Genomic DNA, 661 nt, shown 5'->3' with positions numbered 1-661 from the left:
GGCGAACGCGGTTGCCCGATGCCCAGCGGCAGCGCGCAGACGTCGCAGCGCAGCCGCGCTTCATTCCAGTACGCGGCGTCGCAAGCACCACACATCACGGCGTGTGACAAATTGCCGCACAGTGCGCAGCGATTCGGCAGCGCGAGCGCGACGACGCGCGCTCCCAGCGCGCGAACCTGCGACAAAGCGACGCGCATCGTGCGTCCGGCGGAACTGCGGATCATCGCAACACTCCTGGCACCCCGCCTCAATGAAGCCTGCGGGGCGAGCGAGTATACTTCGGGCTCTTCGCCAGTGTGCCCGACATGTCCCCAGCTTCGACTTCAACCGGCCGTCCGGCCAATGACGCAAGGCGCCTGCGGCGGATCTTCGACCGCCGTGCTGCCACGTTCGACGCGGTCGCGTTCCTGCCGCGCGAGATCGCGCAGCGCATGAACGAGCGTCTCGAATACATCAAGGTGAGCCCCACAGCCGTGCTGGACGCGGGCTGCGGCCCGGGCGACGACCTGCCGGCGCTGCGCGCGCGCTTTCCGGAGGCGCCGGTGTTCGGTGTCGACCTGTCCGGTGCGATGCTCGCGCGAGCAGGGCAGCGCGAGGTCGAGCAGACGAGCTGGCGCCGCTGGCTGCCGGCCTCGCTCGGCCGCGCACTGGGCCAGCGCGA

Annotated in this window: 2 protein-coding genes; one reads left to right on the top strand and one right to left on the bottom strand. The window is 70.2% G+C overall.

Translation table 11 applies throughout. From position 1 onward, the window contains the following. On the bottom strand, positions 1–224 hold a 224-nt coding region (locus G3N99_RS41010), incomplete at its 3' end, for a double zinc ribbon domain-containing protein (protein ID WP_241012111.1). Positions 225–305: 81 nt separating this feature from the next. Between G3N99_RS41010 and G3N99_RS41005 the strand changes: the two genes are divergently transcribed. Further along, on the top strand, positions 306–661 hold a 356-nt coding region (locus G3N99_RS41005; protein ID WP_206125284.1), incomplete at its 3' end, for a class I SAM-dependent methyltransferase.

Origin of the sequence: Burkholderia sp. Ac-20392 (assembly GCF_017104585.1) — a bacterium.
GTDB lineage: Bacteria > Pseudomonadota > Gammaproteobacteria > Burkholderiales > Burkholderiaceae > Burkholderia > Burkholderia lata.
The sequence above is the reverse complement of the archived record's forward strand: the minus strand, read 5'-3'. Positions and strand labels throughout refer to the sequence as shown.